Here is a 19981-nt window from a genome sequence, read left to right as displayed (position 1 = left end):
TTCGGCGGGCTAGCCGGGCTCGAATCGTGCGAAAGGTGCGGTGGACGGCGTCCCGACCGCACCTTTCGCACGAGCCGACAACACGAGTCCCACACCCTGCAGGAACGCGGGGCGGTCCACGAACAGATCGCGGCGCGTGACGCGGACGACGCGCCATCCGTCGACGACCATCGCCTCATGCCGCGCGATGTCGGCGTGCCACTGCGCAGCGTCCGTGCGGTGGCCGTCGCCCTCGTATTCGAGCACCACCTGCTGCCCGAAGTACACCAGGTCCGGGTGCACCAGCCGCCCACCGAGCAGCACCGGCGGGTTCACTGCCGGCTCCCCCAGCCCCGCCTCGGCCAGAGCCAGCCGCAGCAGGCTCTCCGGACGCGAGTCCGCCCCGAACCGGATGCGCTCGGCAGCCCACCGCATCGCGGACGCCCCCGCCGTCCTGGTCGCCGCAGCGGCGGCTCGGAGTTCGTCGGCGGTCGCCAGCGCATCCCGGGCTCGCGCACCCACGATATGGTCGCCGATCGCGACCAGCTCTTCTCCGGACAGCGAGGCGCCGAGCTGCTGCCAGACCTGTACGGCTGAGCAGACGGGCATCCCGCGCGCCGTGCACGGTTCAACTCCCGCGATGCTGTGGCCGCGCACGCCGACGGCGCGCGGAGGCGTTCGCGGGAACGGGACACTCACGTGCAGCTCCGCGTGGCGCTCACCATCCGGCAGCGGGAACCCATACAGGGCCGCCGCCGTCTCGTGGCTGAACACCTGTCCGGCCAGCATCCGCGCGTGATAGGTGCGGATACGGTCGATCAGGGCGTGCGCCTCGCTCGTGCGGTTCACCCCGTGGAACGGATGGTGCACGTCTCGCGCCCGCAGCCGTCGCGGAGTGACGCCGCCGGCGATGGCCGTGCGGGTGCCGAACGGTGCGTTATGTAATTCCTGCGGGAGCGCGTGTGCCTGAGTCATGCATCCACGATCGCCGTCCGCGGCGGAGCGCGGCGCGCATCCCGTGTTTCTGGGGATAACCACGCCTGTGGACTCGTGCGAAAAGTGCGGTCACAGCGTGCTCGACCGCACTTTTCGCACGAGTCGACGGCTAGGCGCCTCGCGCGGCGAGCGACTCTGGCGACGTGAGCGACGCGAGCGCGTCGGCGATCGGCAGCGTGGCGCGCGCGCCGGTGGCGCGGTTCCACAGCTCCACCTCGCCGTCCGCCGCGCCGCGGCCGACGACGAGCACGTGCGGAACGCCGATCAGCTCGGCGTCGCCGAACTTCACGCCGGGCGAGACCTTGGGCCGGTCGTCCAGCAGCACGTCCAGGCCGGCTGCCTCCAGGCTCGCCGTCACCTCTTCTGCGACGTCGAACGCGAGCTGGTCGCGTCCGGCGGCGACGACGTGCACGTCGAACGGCGCGACGGACTCCGGCCAGATCAGGCCCTTCTCGTCGTTGTTCTCCTCGGCGATGATCGCCAGGATGCGCGTGACGCCGATCCCGTACGAGCCCATCGTGACCGTGACCAGCTTGCCGTTCTCGTCGAGCACCTTGAGTCCGAGCGCTTCCGCGTACTTGCGGCCGAGCTGGAAGACGTGGCCGATCTCCATACCGCGGGCGAGCTCGACGGGGCCGGAGCCGTCCGGCGCAGGATCGCCCGGCTTGACGTCGGCGACCTCCACGGTGCCGTCCCAGGCGAAGTCACGCCCGGCGACGAGCCCGAAGACGTGCTTGCCGTGGACGTTCGCGCCGGTGATCCAGCCTGAGCCGTCTGACACGCGCGGGTCGACCAGGAACCGGATGCCTGTCGTCGACTCTTCGCCGAGCACGGCGCCGTCGGCGCCCCACGGTCCGATGTACCCCTTCACGAGCCCGGGGTGCTTCGCGAAGTCGGCCTCTGTGGCGGGCTCCACCTCGGCGGGCGCGAACGCCACCTCTGCACGCTTCAGCTCGACCTCGCGGTCGCCGGGCAGGCCGACGACGACCAGCTCGCGCGTTCCGTCCAGGTGCGTGAGAGCCAGCACGACGTTCTTGAGCGTGTCCGCCGCCGTCCACAGCCGGCCGTCCGGCCGGGGGTGCTTTTCGTTGGCGACGTCTACCAGGGTCTGGATGGTCGGCGTGTTAGGGGTGTCGAGCACCTCCTGCGGCGTCAGCTTCTCGTAGGAGCGTGCGGCGGGGGCGACGGTCGTGAACGCCTCCACATTGGCCGCGTATCCGCCGTCGGAGCGCACGAAGGTGTCCTCGCCGACGACGGTCGGGTGCAGGAACTCCTCGCTGCGCGATCCGCCCATCGCACCGGCGTCGGCCTGCACGATCACGTACGACAGCCCGAGCCTGGTGAAGATGCGCTCGTACGCGTCGCGCTGCGCCTGGTAGCTGACGTCGAGCCCGGCGTCCGTGTAGTCGAACGTGTACGCGTCCTTCATCGTGAACTCGCGGCCGCGCAGGAGGCCGGCGCGGGGCCGTGCCTCGTCGCGGTACTTGTCCTGGATCTGGTAGATGGCCAGCGGCAGGTCTTTGTAGCTGGAGTACAGGTCTTTCACCAGCAGCGTGAACGCCTCTTCGTGCGTCGGCGCGAGCAGGTAGTCGGCGCCCTTGCGGTCCTTGAGACGGAACAGGCCGTCGCCGTACTCCTCCCAGCGACCGGTGACCTCGTACGGCTCGCGCGGAAGCAGGGCGGGGAAGTGCACCTCGTGCGCTCCTGCGGCGGACATCTCCTCGCGGATGATCGCCTCGATCTTCGCCTTCACGCGAAGGCCGAGCGGCAGCCAGGCGAAGATGCCTGGCGCCTGGCGCCGGATGTATCCGGCGCGAACCAGCAGCCTGTGGCTGGTGACCTCGGCGTCGGAGGGGTCTTCACGGAGGGTGCGGAGGAAGTAGTTCGTCAGGCGTGTAGGCACCGTTCCATGTTAGACGGAGGCGGCGACGGCCGATGTTGCCCCGATTCCGGATGCGCGCCGACCGGATGCACGCCGACCGGATGCACGCCGACCCGGATGCACGCCTGCCCCGTTCCGCCCAGCCCCGTTCCGCGTCGGCGGCCCGGCATAGGCTGACCCCATGCCGGACCGCAGAACGCACGTCACCGCTTCCGCCGCGCAGAGCGAGCTGGCGACGGCGCTCGCAGCGCTCCGCTCGTCTCTCGATCTCCCCGAGGCGTTCCCCGCTCCCGTCGTGGTCGAGGCGGAGGACGCGGCGGGCACGCTGCTCCTGCCGGGCCGCGACCTGACCGATGTCGAGTTCATCACCATCGACCCGGACGGCTCGACCGACCTCGACCAGGCCGTGCAGATCGAGCGGACGGGAGAGGGCTTCCTGGTCCGCTATGCGATCGCCGATGTTCCGGCCCTCGTGCGTCCGGGTGGCGCGGTCGACGGCGAGGCGCGCAGGCGCGGGCAGACGATCTACGCGGCGGACGGGCGCATCCCGTTGCACCCGGCGGCGATCGGCGAGCACGCCGGTTCGCTGCTTCCGGGGTGGATCGCGGCGCGTTCGTCTGGGAGTTGACGCTCGGCGCCGACGGGCAGCAGCGCTCGGTCGAGGTCGCGCGCGCCAGGGTCAGGTCGCGTCGGCAGTGGACGTACGCGGAGGCCCAGGGCGCCATCGACGCAGACGGCGCCGGCCCCGAGACCCTCGCGCTGCTGAAAGAGGTCGGTCTGCTGCGCATCCAGTGCGAGCGCGACCGCGGCGGCGCGAGCCTGAACGCACCGGATGAGGAGATCGTCCTCCGCGACGGCGCGTACACGCTCGAACGACGCGCTCCGCTCCCCGTCGAGGAGTGGAACGCGCAGATCTCGCTGCTGACGGGCATGGCGGCGGCGCGCCTGATGCTGGACGCGCGGATCGGCATCCTGCGCACGATGCCGCCGCCCGGCGACGACGCCGTCGCCGCGTTCCGTGCGCAGACGGCCGCGCTGGGTCTCCCCTGGCCCCAGGACGTCTCCTACGGCGAGTATCTGCGCACCCTGGACCACGACGACCCCCGCGCCCTCGCTGTGATGCAGGCGGCGACAGGGCTGTTCCGCGGCGCAGGCTATGTGGTGATGGACGGCACGGCCCCCGACGATCCGCGGCAGTCGGCCGTCGCCGCCCCGTACGCCCACGCGACGGCGCCGCTGCGCAGGCTCGTCGACCGCTGGGTGCTCGTGATCTGCGAAGCGCTCTGCGCCGGAACCCCTGTTCCTGAGTGGGCGACGGCGTCGCTCGGCGAGCTTCCGGCGATCATGGGCACGTCGTCCAGGGTGGCGTCGCAGCTCGGCGCCGCCAGCGTCGACAGGGTGGAGGCCGCGCTGCTCAGCGACAGGATCGGCGACGAGTTCGAAGCGACCGTGCTCGCGATCAGGAACGGCGACATGACGGTGCAGCTCACAGAGCCTGCCGTGGTCGCGTCGATGCCGCGCCCGGACGCCGTGCTGCCGGGAACGGTGGTTCCGGTCCGGTTGCTGTCGGTGAGCATCCCGAACGGCCGGGTGGAGCTGGTGGTGGTCTGACGCCTAGGCGCCGGCGTGCCCGAGCGCCCGCGCAACGGCGGCGGCGATCGCCACTTGGCCTTCGGCTGTCGGATGAACGTCGTCGCTCTGCACCAGTTCCCGTTGCCCGTCGAGCGGCTGGCCGATGTCGAGGTCGACGGCGCCGATGGACGCTGCCGTCTTGACCACATCCTGGTCGATCGTGCGGAGCTGATCCGGTTCTGCCGTGTCGTTCCAGACCGGGCTGACCGCGATGATCTCGGCGTGAGGCAGTGCCGCCCGGAGTGCGCTGAGCGCCGAATCCGTCGCGCGGGCGATCGCCGCATCCGATTCGCCGAGGTCGTTGCTGCTGCCGGACACGATGACCACCGACGGACGCAGCGACACCGCGGCGTGCACTTGGTCGGCGAACGTGTCGCCGTTGTCGCCGACGGTCACGAATCCGGATCCGTCGCTCGCCAGGTTGGTGAGGCGCCAGTCGTCCTCCCCCGCCAGCAGCGCCGGCCACGCCTGCGCCGGGTCGAGGCCGTGCCCCTCCATGATCGAGTCGCCGATCGCGACCACCACCGGTCCATCCGCCGACGCGTCCGTCACACGCGAGACGATCGTCGGGGCCGCCTGTGCACCGGATGCCGCCGACACGAAAGCGAGTGACAGCCCTGCGGCGAAAGCCGACAGTCTGACCGCCCGGGAAAAGCTCATAACGGCACGATAGGCCGCGACGCTATGGGTCGCCTATGACGACGCTGTGGATGCGCGACCGCGACCAGCGGACCTTGTGGGCGCCGCCCTAGTGAGCGCCGACCGTGACGGTCGGCTCGCCCGATGTCGCGTCCGGCATCTCGGCCGCGAGCCGGTTGGCCTCGGCGATCAGCGTCTGCACGATCTCCGCCTCCGGAACGGTCTTGATGACCTCTCCCTTGACGAAGATCTGGCCCTTGCCATTGCCGGAGGCGACACCGAGGTCCGCCTCGCGCGCCTCGCCAGGACCGTTGACGACACAGCCCATGACCGCCACGCGCAGGGGCACGCTCATGCCTTCGAGCCCGGAGGTGACGTCGTTGGCGAGCTTGTAGACATCCACCTGGGCGCGCCCGCAGCTCGGGCACGACACGATTTCGAGCTTGCGCTCGCGCAGGTTGAGCGACTGCAGGATCTGCAGACCCACCTTGACCTCCTGCGCCGGGGGCGCGGAGAGCGAGACGCGGATGGTGTCTCCGATTCCCTCGGAGAGCAGGATGCCGAACGCGGTGGCCGACTTGATGGTGCCCTGGAACTCCGGGCCGGCTTCCGTCACGCCGAGGTGGAGGGGCCAGTCGCCTCGCTCGGCGAGCAGGCGGTATGCCTTGACCATGACGATCGGGTCGTTGTGCTTGACCGAGATCTTGAAGTCGTGGAAGTCGTGCTCCTCGAACAGGCTCGCCTCCCAGACGGCGCTCTCGACGAGTGCCTCTGGAGTGGCCTTGCCGTACTTCTGCAGCAGGCTCGGCTCCAGCGATCCGGCGTTGACGCCGATGCGCAGCGAGACGCCGGCGGCCTTCGCCGCTGCGGCGATCTTGCCGACCTGGTCGTCGAACTTGCGGATGTTGCCCGGGTTGACACGGACGGCCGCGCAACCGGCGTCGATCGCCGCGTATACGTAGTTCGGCTGGAAGTGGATGTCGGCGATGACCGGGATCTGGCTCTTCTTCGCGATGATCGGCAGCGCCTCGGCGTCGTCCCTGCTCGGGACGGCGACACGCACGATGTCGCAGCCGGACGCGGTGAGTTCGGCGATCTGCTGGAGGGTCGCGTTGATGTTGGTGGTCGGCGTCGTCGTCATGGACTGGACGCTGATCTGAGCGTCTCCGCCGACGAGGACCTTGCCGACCTTGATCTGACGGGACTTGCGACGGGGTGCGAGTGTTTCGGGAACCTTCGGCATCCCCAGGTTGATAGCTGCCACGTCCCCAATCCTACGCGGCCCGGTGGGAACCGGCTGGGCGCGGGGTGTGCGTCCCCTAGCCGAAGAGGTTGATCGGCTTGACGATGTCCGCGTACATCAGCAGCACGCTCATCCCGCCGAGCACGATCACGACGGCGAAGGTCAGCGGCATCAGCTTGGCCATGTCCACCGGCCCTGGGTCGCGCTTCTTGAACAGCTTGGCGAACGAGCGCCGGATGCCCTCCCAGGCCGCACCCGCGATGTGACCGCCGTCGAGCGGCAGCAACGGGATGAGGTTGAAGACGAACAGGGCGATGTTCAGCGATGCCAGGATCCCGATCATCGTGTAGACCTTGTCGATCACCGGCACGCCGTCCAGAGCGGTGAGCTCACCGGCCGCTCGCCCGATGCCGACGAGGCTGACCGGCCCGTTCGGGTCGCGCTCCCCTGAGCCGAACGCCGCGTTCCAGACGTCGACCATGCGCTGCGGCAGGTGGATGATCACGCCGACCACGGCGCCGGTCTGCGCGCCGACGGCGGGCAGCACGGCCGTGACGGGCTGAGGCACGAGCTCCTGCAGCGAGCCGATGCCCACGAACCCGGCCGTCACGGTGGCGACGGTGCCGTCCGCGTTCTTGATCACGGCCCCGGAGGCGTCGGTCTTGGCGACGGCGTTGGTCTTAGGGGTGACGGAGAGGGTCTTCTCCGCGCCGTCGCGCTTGATGACGACGGCGAGCGAGCGGTCGGCGGACTCGCGGATGATCTTGGTGGACTGCGCCCAACTGGTGATCGGGGTTCCGTCGATGCTGACGATGGTGTCGCCCGGCTTGATGCCGGCCGCAGCGGCCGGAGCGACGGGATCGCTCGACTGGCAGGTCTGCTGCTTGCTGCTGGAGGCGATGACGCACTGGCTCACGCTCGCCACGGTGGTGGACTGCTGCGGCGATCCGAAGCCCACCAGCAGCACGCCGAACAGCAGGACGCCGATGAGCAGGTTCATGAACGGACCGCCGAACATGATGACGATGCGCTTCCACACCGGCAGCCGGTAGAAGGTGCGATTCTCCTCGCCGACCATCACGGTCTCGGCGCTGGCGGACCGTGCGTCCTGCGCCATCGACTGCATGAAGCCGGTGGTCGCGTTGCGGCCGGCGCCGCCGTCCTTGCCTGGGGGGAACATCCCGATCATCGAGATGTAGCCGCCGAGCGGGATGGCCTTCACGCCGTACTCGGTCTCACCGCGGCGGAACGAGAACAGCGTCTTGCCGAAGCCGATCATGTACTGCGTGACCTTGACGCCGAACAGCTTGGCGGGCACCAGGTGCCCGATCTCGTGCAGCGCGATCGACAGTGCGACGCCCACCAGGATGATGACGACGCCGAGGATGAAGAGCAGCACGGATTCCACGGCTACAGAGTAATAGCGCGCAGCTTGGAACCAGCCGGGGGAACGCTATGTGCGTGCGCCGGTCAGCCCGCGATCAGCCGGTCGGCGGCCTCCCTCGCCCAGCGTTCGGCCTCGGCGAGGCTCTCGCGGGTGAGTTCTCCGTCCGGGCGGTGCGCATCCACGACCCGCTCGATGGTGTCCACGATGTCGAGGTAGCCGATGGCACCGGCATGGAACGCGGCGACGGCCTGCTCGTTGGCGGCGTTGAACACGGCCGGGTACGTTCCGCCTTCGACGCCGACGCGCTTCGCGAGCGCGACGGCCGGGAACGCCTCGCCGTCGAGCGGTTCGAACGTCCAGCTGTGCGCCGTCGACCAGTCGAGCGGCACGCCGACCCCCGGCACGCGGTTCGGCCAGTCGAGGCCGAGCGAGATCGGCAGGCGCATGTCCGGCGGAGACGCCTGCGCGATCGTGGACCCGTCCACGAACTCCACCATCGAGTGGATGACGGACTGCGGATGCACGGTCACCTCGATCTGCTCGTACGGCACGTCGAACAGCAGGTGCGCCTCGATCACCTCGAGCCCCTTGTTGACGAGCGTGGACGAGTTGGTGGTGACGACGAGCCCCATGTCCCAGGTGGGGTGCGCAAGCGCCTCCCTGGGCGTGACGTCCACGAGGGATGCACGGCTCCGGCCACGGAACGGGCCGCCGGATGCGGTCAGCACCAGCCGCCGCACCTCGCTCTGAGCGCCGGACCGCAGCGCCTGCGCGATGGCAGAATGCTCGGAGTCGACCGGGACGATCTGCCCGGGCGCCGCCGCCGCCTTCACCAGCGCGCCGCCGACGATCAGCGACTCCTTGTTGGCGAGCGCGAGGCTCGCCCCCGTCTCCAGCGCGGCGAGCGTCGGCCCGAGTCCGACCGAGCCTGTGATGCCGTTCAGCACCACGTCGGCCTCGACAGAGCGCACCAGACGTTCGGAGTCGTCGGCGCCGAGCGCCGTCTCCGCCACCCCGAACCGCTCGGCCTGGCCGGCCAGCTGCTCGGCGTTGCGGCCGGCCGACAGCCCCACGATGGTGAAGCGGTCGGGATTCGCCGCGATGACGTCGATCGCCTGCGTGCCGATCGAACCGGTGGAACCGAGGATGACTACTCTGCGCACGGGACCAGCCTACGGACTGTGGGCCGCGGACGGGCTAAGCGCCGAGTCTCAACCGACCGACTTCAGGATGTCGACCACGAACACCATCGTGTCGGTGCCCTTGATGTCGCCGTTGCCCGCCGAGCCGTAGCCGTCAGCCGGCGGGATGACCACGATGACCTGCGAGCCGACCTTCTGGCCGACGAGCGCCTTGGTGAAGCCGGGAACGAACTGGGAGGCGACACTGGTGTACGGCTGACCCTTGGTCCAGGTCGAGTCGAAGACCTGGCCGTTGCGCCACAGGAGGCCGGAGTACTGAATGGTGACAGAGTCGGTGGCCTTCACCACGGCGCCGTCGCCCTGCTTGAGCACGCCGATCTTCGTCTCGGTCGGCGGGTCTGCCTTCGGGATGGTGACCGTCGGAGCGCCGTCCGCGCCGAGCTTCACCGTCGGGAAGCCGGCGGGAGGCGTGACGGACTTGCCGTTCGCCCTGGTCGGCTCCTTGTCGATCAGGTCGGCGACGAAGACCACAGGGTCGGTCGCCTTGAGCTTGAGGGAGGAGACGTCGACGTCGCCGAACGCCTCCTTGGTGGTGGCGGTGAGGACCACGCGCGACTTGAGCGGGAGGCACTCGACGGCGCGGACGAGACCGGGCACGAACGCCTTGTCGTCGACCTTGATCGACTGCGACGGCTGGCCGTCGAACCCGGCTGCGGGGGTGATCTCCTTGCCCGTGGTGCCGTTGTATGCGGCGAGCGCGATTCCGATCGAGTCGCCGCCCTTCACCTCGGCGCCGTTGCCCTTGATGACCACGCTGCGCTCGAGGTCCGTCGTCTTCAGCGGCGTCGGGATCGTGACCTTCGGCGTCGCGCCGAAGTCGCCGGTGACCTTGATCGACTTGGATGCGTCGCCCGCCTTCACGTTCTGGCAGGCGTTCGCGGCCGGGGTTGCGGTGCTCGTCGGCGAGCCCGCGCTGCAGGCGGCGAGACCGGCCACGACGAGAGCGGCGGTGACGATCGAAAGGGTTTTGCGCACAGTGATTCTTTCCGGAATGCGGGCAGGGCTCCCCAGTCTGCCTCATCCTCCTTTGCCCAACCTGACAGCGAGCGCCGCATACGATGGAACACATGACTCGCGAATTCTCCGTTCCGCAGACCCGCAACATCGTCACCGCTCTCCCCGGCCCTCGCTCCATCGAGCTGCAGGAGCGCAGGGTCGCATCGGTCAGCCGCGGTGCAGGCACCCTCGCGAACATCTACATGGAGTCGGGATCCGGCGCGATCCTGGTCGACGTGGACGGCAACCGGCTGATCGACCTCGGCTGCGGCATCGGCGTGACCACCATCGGCCACGCGCATCCTGAGGTTGCTGCTGCTGCGTTCGAGCAGGCGTCGAAGCTCACCCACACGCTGTTCACCGTCACGCCGTATGAGAACTACATCAAGGTCGCGGAGAAGCTCGCCGAAATCACGCCTGGCGACTTCGAGAAGCACAGCATCCTGGTCAACTCGGGAGCAGAAGCCGTGGAGAACGCGGTGAAGATCGCCCGCAAGTTCACCGGCCGTCGCGCCATCGCCGCGCTCGACCACGCGTTCCACGGCCGCACCAACCTCACCATGGCCATGACGTACCGCCCCTGGCCGGAGCGCGCGGGCATGGGGCCGTTCCCCGGCGAGATCTACAGCGTCCCGATCAGCTACCCCTTCCGCGACCCGGAGGGGATGACGGGCGAAGAAGCCGCAGAGCGGACCATCGACTACATCAACACCCACATCGGCGCGACAGAGCTCGCCGCACTGTTCGTCGAGCCGATCCAGGGCGACGGCGGCATCATCATCCCCGCCCCCGGCTACTTCAAGCGGCTGTCCGAGTTCTGCACGGAGAACGGCATCGTGTTCGTCGCCGACGAGATCCAGGCCGGCATCGGCCGCACGGGAACCTGGTACTCGATCGAGCACCACGGCGTCGTGCCGGACCTCGTGACCAGCGCGAAAGGCATCGCCGGCGGCTTCCCGCTCGCCGCCGTCACCGGCCGCGCCGACATCATGGATGCGGTCCAGCCGGGCGGCATCGGCGGCACGTTCGGCGGCAACCCCGTCTCCACCGCTGCCGCGCTGGCCGTGTTCGACGTCTTCGAGAAGGAGGACCTGCTCGCCGAGGCGCAGCGGGTCGAGAAGGCCCTTTGGGCGCGCATCGGCGACTGGGCGGAGAAGTTCGCCGTGGTCGGCGAGGTGCGAGGCAAGGGAGCGATGTTCGGCATCGAGCTCGTCATCCCCGGCACGAAGACCCCCAACCCGGAGGCGCTGAAGGCCGTGCTCGCGCACGCCACATCGAACGGGGTCATCCCGCTCGACGCCGGAAGCTGGGACAGCGTCCTCCGCCTGCTGCCGTCGGTCGTGATCAGCGAGGAGCTCATCGACGACGCGGCGACCGTGATCGAAGAAGCACTCGCGACCTTCGGCTGAGCCTGACGTGGGAATCCTTCGCCGACGGTGGCGCGCCATCGCGGGGGTCGTCGCCCTCGCCGCGATCTTCACGATGCTGCCCGCCGTCGGCGCGTTCGCCGAACCGGTGTCCACCCAGAAGCAGGCGTCGTTCGATCCAGGCGACATTATCAGCGACGACAGCTTCTTCAACCCGGACGCGATGACGCAGGCCGACATCCAGGAGTTCCTGGACGCGCGCACCTGCAAGCCCGCCGACGGCGTCCCCTGCCTGTCGCACTATCGGGTCGACACCCCGGACGTCGCAGTGTCGAAAGACCGCTGCACAGCCCTGCGTGGCCAGCGGGACGAGCGGGCGAGCAGCATCATCGCCAGGGTCGCATCCGCTTGCACGATCAGCCCGCGGGTGCTGCTGGTGCTGCTGCAGAAGGAGCAGTCCCTGCTCACCGCACCGAGTGCATCCGGTTATCAGAAGGCCACCGGCTACGCCTGCCCGGACACCGCGGAGTGCGACAAGAAGTTCTTCGGGTTCTTCAACCAGGTCTACCGCGCGGCGTGGCAGTTCCGGGAGTACACCGTGCATCCCGGCGACTGGCGCTACCAGATCGGGAAGAACGCCATCCAGTACCACCCGAATGCGGCATGCGGCACGAGCACGGTGAAGATCGCCAACCAGGCCACCGCCAATCTGTACAACTACACGCCGTATCAGCCGAACGCGGCGACGCTGGCGAAGCCGACCGGACCGGCCGGCGCGTGCTCGACGTTCGGCAACCTCAACTTCTCTCGCCTGTACAACGCCTGGTTCGGCTCTCCGCTCGCCGTGAGATTCACCGGCTTCATCCCGGAGTGCCTGATCTACGAAGGCGGTTTCGGGTGTGCGCCGCTCCGTCCCCTCAGCGGAGGCTGAGCGACACCCGTCCGCCGCATACCGCTCGCGGAATACATCCGCGACTACGCTCGTACCCGTGACAGAGATCGAACCCGACGCTGGGACGACCGCGGTGAAGACGCCCGGTTTCGTCTACCTGCTCGGGCGCACGGTCATCGCACCGATCGCACGGCTGCTCTACCGGCCGACGATCATCGGCCGCAAGAACGTGCCGCGCACCGGCAGGATCATCCTGGCGAGCAACCACCTGTCGTTCATCGACAGCATCGTGATCCCGCTGATGGCACCTCGGCGGGTGCAGTTCCTCGCCAAGTCGCACTACTTCGAGGGCACCGGCTTCAAGGGCTGGCTCTCGCGCACGTTCTTCACGGCCATCGGCGCTGTCGGCGTCGAGCGCGGGGCAGGGCAGGCCGCACAGGATGCGCTGGAGCAGTCCAAGCGCATCCTGGAGACGGACGCGGCGTTCGCCGTTTACCCGGAGGGCACGCGCTCGCTCGACGGCCGCCTGTATAAAGGGCGCACCGGCGTCGCCTGGCTCGCGCTCACCACCGGCGCGAAGGTCGTTCCTGTCGGGCTCATCGGCACCGACAAGCTGCAGCCGGTCGGCGCGAAGATCCCGCGCATCCGGAAGATCACAGTGAAGTTCGGCGAACCCCTCGACCTGGCGCACTACGGCAGTGCCGAGTCCGGGCGGGCCCGGCGTCAGGCGACGGACGAGATCATGACCGCGATCCACGCCCTCACCGGCCAGGAACTGGCCGAGAAGTACAACGAGGCTCCCCCGGCGAACACCGTGGAGCGCGTCAAGCGCGCCCTCAACCCCGAGCGCCGCTAGCGCCCGCAGCAGTCGCTCGTCAGGCGAGGGTGAGGGTGTCCGGGGCGTGGTGGACCGGGAAGTTCACCGAGGCGGCGATGAAGCACTTGGCGGCGGCGGGGGCGTGCAGCGCCTCCGCGAGCTCGGCCTGCGCCGGATCGGCGATCGTGACGAGCGGGCGCAGCGTCGCGCTGGTGAAGTGCCCTCCCCCATCGGCGGTCTGCTCCATCACGCCGGTGGCGGCGTCCGTGTACCCGACCACGACAAGGCCTGCCCGCGCCGCCTCGGCCAGATAGCTGAGCATGTGGCACTGGCTGAGCGCGGCGAGCAGCAGCTCCTCCGGGTTCCAGCGGTCCCTGTCGCCGAAGAACGCGCGGTCGGCCGATCCCTCGACCGGATGCTTCCCCTCGGCCCTGACGACGTGCTCGCGCCCGTAGTCCTTGTAGCCGCTGGTGCCGCTGCCCCTGTTGCCGGTCCATTCCAGGTCGATCGCGTAGCTGTGCTCGAGCTTCATGGTCCGATTCTGTCACCAGAGCTAAACTCGATGCATCATGACCGACACTCTGAGCACAAGCGCGCCCGTTTACAGCGTTGCGCAAGAACGCCGCATCATCACGGCCGTACCCGGCCCGAAGTCCCAGGAACTGCACCAGCGACGCCTGGCCGTCGTCCCGACAGGCGTCTCGTCCACCCTCCCCGTCTACATCGCCAAGGCGAACGGCGCCATCCTGGTCGACGTCGACGGAAACCAGTTCGTCGACTTCGGCGCCGGAATCGGCGTCACGACGGTGGGTCACACCGAGTCAGCCGTGGTGGATGCCGCCGCCGCTCAGCTGCAGGACGTCATCCACACCCTGTTCACGATCACCCCGTACGAGGAGTACGTGCGCGTCGCCGAACTGCTCGGCGAGCACACTCCCGGCGACCACGCCAAGAAGACCGTCCTGGTCAACTCGGGCGCAGAGGCCGTGGAGAACGGCGTCAAGATCGCGCGCAAGCACACCGGCCGCCGCGCCGTCGCCGTGCTCGACCATGCGTACCACGGCCGCACCAACCTCACCATGGCCATGAACTTCAAGGCCATGCCGTATGCGACGGGCTTCGGTCCGTTCGCCGGTGACGTTTACCACGCCCCCAGCTCGTACCCGTACCACGACGGCCTCAGCGGCGCCGAGGCGGCCGCACGCACCATCGCGTACCTGGAGAAGGTCGTCGGCGCGTCCGATCTGGCCTGCCTGGTCGTCGAGCCGATCCAGGGCGAGGGCGGCTTCATGGTCCCGGCCGACGGCTACCTGCCCGCGCTGCAGGAGTGGTGCACGGCCAACGGCGTCGTCTTCATCGCCGACGAGATCCAGAGCGGCATGGCCCGCACCGGCGCTTACTACGCCAGCGAGCACTTCGGTCTCGTCCCCGACCTGGTGCTGAGCGCCAAGGGCATCGCGGGCGGCCTGCCGCTCGCGGCCGTCACCGGCCGTGCCGAGATCATGGACTCCGCCCAGCCCGGCGGTCTCGGCGGAACGTTCGGCGGCAACCCGGTCGCCGCCGCAGCCGCCGTCGCCGTGTTCGAGTCGATCGAGAAGAACCACTTGCTCGCCGAGGGCAAGCGCATCGAGAACGCACTCAAGCCGGCGCTCCTCGCGCTGCAGGAGAAGTACGACATCATCGGCGACGTGCGCGGCATCGGCGCGATGCTGGCGATCGAGCTCGTACAGCCGGGAACCGGAGCCACCACCAAGGAGCCGAACGCCGCGGCCGTCAACGCCATCTCGGCATACGCGGCACAGCAGGGCGTGCTCGTGCTCACCGCGGGCACCTACGGCAACGTCCTGCGGTTCCTGCCGAGCCTGGCCGTCTCCGACGCCTTGATCGCCGACGCCGTCCAGGTGCTCGACGACGCCTTCGCCGCGCTGTGAGCCCCGCCGTCTTCACCGGAGCGGAGGCCGTCGAGCTGGCGGTCGTCGAGCGCAGCGGGTTCGTCGAATCCCGCCACCTCGGCTCGGCGATCGTGCTCGGCCCGGACGGCTCGGTCGTCCGATCGCTCGGAGCGCCCGACGCCCCGGTGTTCCCCCGGTCGAGCCTCAAGCCGTTCCAGGCCATCGCCGTCATGGGAGCCGGGGTTCCGCTGGAGGGCGCTGCCGCCGTGCTCGCGACCGCCAGCCACGGAGGCACGCCGGCCCACCTGTCCGTGGTGCGCGGGCTGCTCGCCCAGGCGCAGCTCACCGAGGACGCCCTGCTCTGCCCGAACGACTGGCCGCTCGACTCGGCGGCCAGGGATGAGGCGATCCGGTCGGGCGAGCAGAAGCGCCCGCTGTTCATGAACTGCTCCGGCAAGCACGCCGCGATGCTGCTGGCCTGCATGGTCAACGGCTGGCCCACGGAGAGCTACCTCGACGCCCAGCACCCCATGCAGCAGCTGGTGCGGGATGTGGTGGAGCGGCTCACCGGGGACAAGGTCGTCGCGACCGGCGTCGACGGCTGCGGCGCGCCCGTCTTCGCGATGGCGCTCAGCACCCTCGCCCGCGGCATCCAGCGCATCGCGACCGCGTCGGACGGCTCGCCGTTCGCGCTGTACCGCAACGCGGCCAGCCTCAAGAACGCCGTGCTGGCGAACGGCTGGGCCATCGACGGGCCAGGACGCGCGAACACCATCGTGATCGACGAACTCGGCATCTTCGCGAAGCTGGGCGCGGAGGGCGTGATGGTCATGGCGGCGCCGGACGGCAGCACCGTCGCGCTCAAGGTGCTCGACGGCAGCCTGCGGGCCGCGACCATCGTCGCCCTGTCGCTGCTCGCCGACGCGGGCGCCGTGGACCGCCAGGCGGTCGACGCGCTCGTGCCGCGGCTGGACCTGGCCGTGCTCGGCCGTGGTGTGCAGGTCGGGGAGATCCGCGCCTCGTACGTCTGACGCGCATCCGTGTTGCATCCCGTGTTCGTGACCACGCTAATGTGGTCACGAACACGGGAGTCCGGTGAACCGGGCTGAGAGGAAGCGTCACACGCTTCGACCGTCGAACCTGATCTGGATCATGCCAGCGCAGGGAGGCTGAATTCTCGCACGCCGCCGCCATATCGCGACGGTGTTTCCCGTGCCCCATCTCCGACAGGAAGGGCACGACAGTGCACGACACCACCACCATCACGCGCACCACCACTGCGTCCATCGAGCCGCGCGAATTCGGCGTCGGCGGCCGCATCACCCTCTCGGTGATGAGCGACGACTACGTCGACATCATCCTCGGCGCCCTCGCCGCGACGCAGGCGCACGGCCTGACCGTCGAGACCGACCCGATCAGCACCTGGGTCACCGGCGCGGAGCAGGACATCGCGCGCTATTTCAGCGGCCTCGTCGCGGCTGCGGCCCGCGGCGGGCACCACGTGGTCGCCACCGTGATGCTCTCCCGCGGTTGTCCAGGCGAGGTGACCTGCGAGCGCCCGGAGCGGCCTCCGGTGTTCGCCGACGCCGCCGTCCAGCTGGCGCCGACCGGCGTGGAGGCGGTGGCCCAGTGGGCGCTCTACCCGCTCGACGACCAGGGAACGCCGGAGCGGACCGCCGACCACATGCGCGACATCTACGCCGCCATCCAGGACGCGAAGGCGAGCGGCACCTACGTCGGCAGCGACCACTACGTGACCAGGCTCTCCGGCGACGTGGCCGCCATCGTGCAGACGATCACGGCGACCTGGGCGGCCGTCGGCCGCACCGTCGCGCACGTCACGACGCACGCGACCATCTCGGTCAACAGCCCGAGCGTCGCACGCCGGGCGGAGGACGCCCGATGAGCGGCGAGACCGTCCAGAGCGGCGAGACCGTCCAGAGCGGCGAGACCGTCCAGAGCGGCGAGACCGTCCAGAGCGCCCGGCGCATCCGGACCAGGTGGTCGCTGCGGGATCTGATGCTGGTCGTCGTCCTCGGCGTCGTCTTCGGGTTCCTGTACTGGGCGCTGGTGCAGGGCTGGATCGCCCTGTCCGCGCTGGCCGGGCCGTTCGGCGACCTGGTGCAGCACGTGCTCCTCGGCGGGTGGCTGCTGGTCGCTCCGCTCGCCGTCGCGATCGTGCGGAGGCCGTTCGCCGGTGTGCTGTCCGAGGTCATCGCCTCGGTGATCGAGGTCGTGTTCCTCGGCTCGGCCGTCGGCCCGACGCTGCTGATCGCCGCCGCCATCCAGGGCGCTGGAAGCGAGCTGCCGTTCGCGGTCGGCCGCTACCGGCGGTTCGGCTGGGCCAGGTACATGCTTTCCGGCGCGCTCGGCGCCGGTGCCGTGTTCTTCTACTCCGCCTTCCGCTCCGGCTGGTACGGCACCGACCTGTTCTGGACCAGGCTGATCATCCAGGTGCTCTCCGGTGCGATCATCGGCGGCGTGCTGGCGAAGGTGCTGGTGCGGGCGGTTGCACGCACGGGCGCCGTGGACAACTTCGCCATCGGACGGGACGCGGCGGTCGCACGGTGATCACCCTCGACGGCGTCGCCGTCCGGTATCCGCGCCGCGAGCACCCCGTGCTGCGCGGGGTGGACCTCCGGATCGCGGCCGGGGAGCGCGTCCTGGTGTTCGGGCCGTCCGGCTCCGGCAAGTCGACGCTGCTCCAGGTGCTCTCCGGCGGCATCCCGCACAGCGTCAACGCCGTGCTCGACGGCACGGTGCGGATCGGCGACGCCGTCACGGAGGAGACATCGGTGGTCGACCGCTCCCCCGTGCTCGGTGTCGTCGGCCAGGACCCGTCCGCCGGGGTCTGTCTGCCGCAGGTGGATGCGGAACTCGCGCTGGTGCTGGAGAACGCGGCGGTCCCTCCCGCGCAGATCCACGGCCGGGTGCTCGGCGCCCTCCGCACTGCGGGGGCCGCAGAGCTGGCCGGGCGCGCGACGGCCGAGCTGTCCGGCGGCGAGTTGCAGCGGGTCGCGCTCGCTGCCGCCGTGGTCGCGCATCCATCGGTGCTGTTGCTCGACGAACCGACGTCGATGCTGGATGCGCGCGGCGTCCGTGCGGTGCGGCAGACGGTCGACGATGCGGTGCGTGACACCCGGCCGACCGTCGTGCTGGTCGAACACCGGCTCGACGAGTTCGCGGGAGACGCCGGGGTGGCCGGCCTGCCGGAGCGGGCGGTGGCGTTCGGGGACGACGGCTCGGTGCTGATGGACGGGCCGACGGACGCCGTGCTCGCGGCGAACGCCGCCGCCCTGCACGCGCTCGGCTGCTGGCTGCCGCTCGACACCGAGCTGCAAGCGGTGACCAGGCTGGCCGGACGGGTGGAGGACGGGACGTTCGACGCGTTCCTGGCGTCGTGCATCCCGGATCGGCGGGCGGCGGAGAGCGCGACGCGGCCGAACGGCGAGGCGCTGCTGACGGCGCGCAGTCTCGCCGTGGGACGGCCGGGCTCCCCTGTCGTCTCCGGCGTCGACCTCACGCTGCGCTCCGGCGAGATCGTCGCCCTCCTCGGTGCGAACGGCGCGGGCAAGTCGACAGTTCTGCGCACGCTCGCCGGGCTGCTCCGTCCGCTGGCCGGGGTCGTCGACGGCGAACGGCCTGCACTCGTCTTCCAGAATCCGGAGCACCAGTTCGTCGCTGGCACCGTCGAGCGCGAGCTCGTCCACGGTCTGGAGGCGCGCGACCTGCCGGACGTGCAGCGCACTCTTGCCAGACACCGCCTCGACGCGCTCGCCCACCGGCATCCGCATCAGCTGTCCGGCGGGGAGAAGCGGCGGCTGAGCCTCGCGGCCATGCTCGCCCACGGGCGTCCCGTGCTGCTGGCCGACGAACCGACCTTCGGGCTCGACCGGCGGGACACCGCTGCGGTCGCCGATGTGCTCCGCGAGACGGCGGAGGCCGGACGCGGTGTGCTGTTCGCGAGCCACGACCTGCGGCTGGTCGCCGCCGTCGCCGACCGCGTGATCATGATCGCGGGCGGCGGGGACGGGACAAGCGGCGCGGACGGGAAAGGCGGCGGCGTCGTGTACGACGGCGACCTGCTCACCGCCCTCCGGCGGCGCGACGTACTCGACGCGGCGGGCGTGCATCCATCGCGGTTGCTGCGCTGGTTCGCCGAACGCTGCGAGACGCCTGCCCAGCTGCGCGGGGCTGTCGCCGCCCTGGACAAGACACGGGTGGCGGCGTGACGGCGGCGTTCGTGCGCGAGATCGTCGACTCGCCGCTGGCCAGACGCAACCCGGCCGTCAAGCTGCTGTTGATGTTAATCGTGTCGCTCGCCGTGATGTTCGTGCTCGACCCCGTCACGCCGGTCGTGCTCTTCGCCGTGGCGTTCGTCGCGACGACGATCGGGGCCAGGATGCGCGTCCTCCGGCTCGCGCGCGCTCTCGCGCCGTTCCTGCTCTTCGCGTTCAGCGTGTTCGTCGTCAACGTGTTCACGCGGCCGGGCGACGTGCTGTGGCAGGCCGGGATGCTCAGGGTCACCGCGGAGGGCGTCGCCGTCGGGCTCGCGCTCGCCGGACGCACGATGCTCACCGGGCTGCTCGCCGTCGCCTTCCTCGTCTCGACGGATGGCGTCGCGCTCGTGAACAGCCTGCATCAGCACGCGAGACTGCCCATCCGTGTCACATACGCCGTGCTCGCCGGATACAGGATGCTGCAGGATCTCGGTGCGGAGTGGACGACCATCCGGCAGGCGCAACTGGTGCGCAGCCCGCTCGGCAGGCGCGGCCGTCCGCGGGCGCGCCTGCGCCGCCTGGGCGCCGCCGTGTTCGCGCTGCTGGTCGGCTCGATCCGCCGCGGCGAGCGCGTCGCGCACACCCTCGAGCTCCGCGGGCTGGGCCGGTCGCCGCGGACGGTCTGGCGGCCGGTGGCCCTCGGCGCGACCGACGCGGTCTTCTTCTGCGTCTCGCTCGCGACGCTGGCCGCTATCCTGGCCGCCGCGGGCGCATCCGGAGTGCTGCGCGGGCCAGGCGCACTGTTCTGAACGACGCGACGGCCCGGCAGCCGGGTGC

At 70.0% G+C, this 19981-nt stretch carries 18 protein-coding genes, 1 pseudogene and 1 riboswitch; of the genes and pseudogenes, 11 read left to right on the top strand and 8 right to left on the bottom strand.

All coding sequences use genetic code 11. The features are described 5' to 3' along the window. Nucleotides 1-9 precede the first annotated feature (9 nt). Together AC37TH_RS17790 and AC37TH_RS17785 are read right to left on the bottom strand one after the other, a co-directional pair. On the bottom strand, nucleotides 10-954 hold the full coding sequence (locus AC37TH_RS17790; protein WP_490765677.1) for an endonuclease domain-containing protein: 945 nt from the start codon (nucleotides 952-954) through the stop codon (nucleotides 10-12). A 130-nt stretch (nucleotides 955-1084) separates the two neighbouring features. Beyond that, entirely contained in the window at nucleotides 1085-2878 is a 1794-nt protein-coding gene (locus tag AC37TH_RS17785; protein WP_490765676.1) for a proline--tRNA ligase, read from the bottom strand. Nucleotides 2879-3038: 160 nt separating this feature from the next. Between AC37TH_RS17785 and AC37TH_RS17780 the strand changes: the two are divergent. Both AC37TH_RS17780 and AC37TH_RS17775 read left to right on the top strand, forming a co-directional pair. Further along, nucleotides 3039-4069, top strand: a pseudogene (locus AC37TH_RS17780) (RNB domain-containing ribonuclease); the annotation flags it as partial. Between the two features lie 132 nt (nucleotides 4070-4201). Continuing rightward, nucleotides 4202-4468 (top strand): hypothetical protein, encoded by a 267-nt coding sequence (locus AC37TH_RS17775; RefSeq protein ID WP_490766084.1) that lies wholly within the window; start codon nucleotides 4202-4204, stop codon nucleotides 4466-4468. Between the two features lie 3 nt (nucleotides 4469-4471). On the opposite strand, the gene AC37TH_RS17770 is transcribed toward AC37TH_RS17775, so the two are convergent. The 5 genes from AC37TH_RS17770 to AC37TH_RS17750 form a co-directional block, all read right to left on the bottom strand. Beyond that, complete coding sequence (locus AC37TH_RS17770; RefSeq protein WP_490765675.1) at nucleotides 4472-5149, bottom strand: SGNH/GDSL hydrolase family protein; 678 nt, start codon at nucleotides 5147-5149, stop codon at nucleotides 4472-4474. An 88-nt stretch (nucleotides 5150-5237) separates the two neighbouring features. Beyond that, complete coding sequence (ispG, locus tag AC37TH_RS17765) at nucleotides 5238-6392, bottom strand: flavodoxin-dependent (E)-4-hydroxy-3-methylbut-2-enyl-diphosphate synthase (protein ID WP_490765674.1); 1155 nt, start codon at nucleotides 6390-6392, stop codon at nucleotides 5238-5240. Between the two features lie 55 nt (nucleotides 6393-6447). Continuing rightward, complete coding sequence (locus AC37TH_RS17760) at nucleotides 6448-7779, bottom strand: M50 family metallopeptidase (RefSeq protein WP_490765673.1); 1332 nt, start codon at nucleotides 7777-7779, stop codon at nucleotides 6448-6450. Nucleotides 7780-7841: 62 nt separating this feature from the next. Next, complete coding sequence (locus tag AC37TH_RS17755) at nucleotides 7842-8921, bottom strand: 1-deoxy-D-xylulose-5-phosphate reductoisomerase (protein ID WP_490765672.1); 1080 nt, start codon at nucleotides 8919-8921, stop codon at nucleotides 7842-7844. A gap of 48 nt (nucleotides 8922-8969) precedes the next feature. Then, nucleotides 8970-9935, bottom strand: coding sequence for an FKBP-type peptidyl-prolyl cis-trans isomerase (locus AC37TH_RS17750; protein ID WP_490765671.1), 966 nt, complete (start codon nucleotides 9933-9935; stop codon nucleotides 8970-8972). Nucleotides 9936-10018: 83 nt separating this feature from the next. Here AC37TH_RS17750 and AC37TH_RS17745 point away from each other — a divergent pair, with 83 nt between their 5' ends. From AC37TH_RS17745 to AC37TH_RS17735, 3 genes are read left to right on the top strand one after another with little or no spacing between them, the layout of a single operon-like run. After that, entirely contained in the window at nucleotides 10019-11365 is a 1347-nt protein-coding gene (locus AC37TH_RS17745) for an aminotransferase class III-fold pyridoxal phosphate-dependent enzyme (protein ID WP_490765670.1), read from the top strand. 7 nt (nucleotides 11366-11372) lie between these two features. After that, nucleotides 11373-12254 carry a hypothetical protein gene (locus AC37TH_RS17740; protein WP_490765669.1) on the top strand — a complete coding sequence of 294 codons (882 nt, stop codon included), beginning with the start codon at nucleotides 11373-11375 and terminating at the stop codon, nucleotides 12252-12254. A 58-nt stretch (nucleotides 12255-12312) separates the two neighbouring features. Next, complete coding sequence (locus AC37TH_RS17735; RefSeq protein ID WP_490765668.1) at nucleotides 12313-13071, top strand: lysophospholipid acyltransferase family protein; 759 nt, start codon at nucleotides 12313-12315, stop codon at nucleotides 13069-13071. Nucleotides 13072-13090: 19 nt separating this feature from the next. Here AC37TH_RS17735 and AC37TH_RS17730 read toward each other — a convergent pair whose 3' ends face one another. Then, the gene (locus tag AC37TH_RS17730) at nucleotides 13091-13564 is read right to left on the bottom strand and encodes an OsmC family protein (RefSeq protein ID WP_490765667.1); all 474 of its coding nucleotides are present in this window, start codon (nucleotides 13562-13564) and stop codon (nucleotides 13091-13093) included. 37 nt (nucleotides 13565-13601) lie between these two features. Here AC37TH_RS17730 and gabT point away from each other — a divergent pair, with 37 nt between their 5' ends. The 6 genes from gabT (at nucleotide 13602) to AC37TH_RS17700 (ending at nucleotide 19953) form a co-directional block, all read left to right on the top strand. Beyond that, entirely contained in the window at nucleotides 13602-14963 is a 1362-nt protein-coding gene (gene gabT / locus AC37TH_RS17725) for a 4-aminobutyrate--2-oxoglutarate transaminase (protein WP_490765666.1), read from the top strand. Beyond that, complete coding sequence (locus AC37TH_RS17720; protein WP_490765665.1) at nucleotides 14960-15955, top strand: asparaginase; 996 nt, start codon at nucleotides 14960-14962, stop codon at nucleotides 15953-15955. The genes gabT and AC37TH_RS17720 overlap by 4 nt, the downstream gene beginning before the upstream one ends. A gap of 43 nt (nucleotides 15956-15998) precedes the next feature. Continuing rightward, a riboswitch (TPP riboswitch) is annotated at nucleotides 15999-16108 on the top strand. Between the two features lie 59 nt (nucleotides 16109-16167). Further along, nucleotides 16168-16830: a YkoF family thiamine/hydroxymethylpyrimidine-binding protein gene (locus AC37TH_RS17715; protein WP_490765664.1), complete on the top strand. Its 663-nt coding sequence runs from the start codon at nucleotides 16168-16170 to the stop codon at nucleotides 16828-16830. After that, nucleotides 16827-17495 (top strand): ECF transporter S component, encoded by a 669-nt coding sequence (locus AC37TH_RS17710; protein WP_490765663.1) that lies wholly within the window; start codon nucleotides 16827-16829, stop codon nucleotides 17493-17495. Before AC37TH_RS17715 ends, AC37TH_RS17710 begins: the two co-directional genes overlap by 4 nt. Further along, nucleotides 17492-19156: an ABC transporter ATP-binding protein gene (locus tag AC37TH_RS17705; protein WP_490765662.1), complete on the top strand. Its 1665-nt coding sequence runs from the start codon at nucleotides 17492-17494 to the stop codon at nucleotides 19154-19156. Before AC37TH_RS17710 ends, AC37TH_RS17705 begins: the two co-directional genes overlap by 4 nt. After that, entirely contained in the window at nucleotides 19153-19953 is an 801-nt protein-coding gene (locus AC37TH_RS17700; protein WP_490765661.1) for an energy-coupling factor transporter transmembrane component T family protein, read from the top strand. Before AC37TH_RS17705 ends, AC37TH_RS17700 begins: the two co-directional genes overlap by 4 nt. Nucleotides 19954-19981 lie beyond the last annotated feature (28 nt).

This window comes from Leifsonia sp. McL0627 (assembly GCF_058244615.1).
Note: the sequence above shows the minus strand (reverse complement) of the source record. Positions and strands in the feature narration are given on the sequence as shown.